The organism is Methylophaga sp. UBA5088, from assembly GCF_002414625.1.
GTDB lineage: Bacteria > Pseudomonadota > Gammaproteobacteria > Nitrosococcales > Methylophagaceae > Methylophaga > Methylophaga marina.
On record NZ_DIAC01000131.1, the window covers coordinates 10442 to 10888 of the forward strand.

Genomic DNA, 447 nt, shown 5'->3' on the forward strand with positions numbered 1-447 from the left:
TTGCCAGGCATCTGCCGGGTTAAGTGAATCTGTTAACGCTGAAATATGCTGCATCTCTGTCCAGGCTGTTGTATCAAGATTACCTGTCACGGTGACCAGTTGGTCGACATCATTTCGTTCAGCTGCCAAGAGAGTAGCGATAGCACCACCACCTGAGTAACCAATTAGGCGTAGCGATGAAGCCTGAAACTGATTTTTGAGTTCAGTCACAGCTTGATTCATGGATTCTACAACCTCGGTTGAAAATCGGGCTGAGGTCCATAGCTTTTTGTCACAACGGTCTGACTTCACATACTGACAAGGGCGAGCCAGATAGACTGCTTGTTTATCATGCACTGCAAGTTTGAGTACCAGCGGATCGACCGGAGTGGGATCAGAAGATATTTTTCGACGATTTAACCAGGCTAAACCATCACCTTCGATATAAATTGTTAAACGTTTTGATGG

At 45.6% G+C, this 447-nt stretch carries 1 protein-coding gene; it reads right to left on the minus strand.

Annotated features, from left to right (window positions below):
* The coding region (locus B4K20_RS16195) for a lipase family protein (protein WP_414683398.1) at positions 1–447 on the minus strand (447 nt) is incomplete at both ends.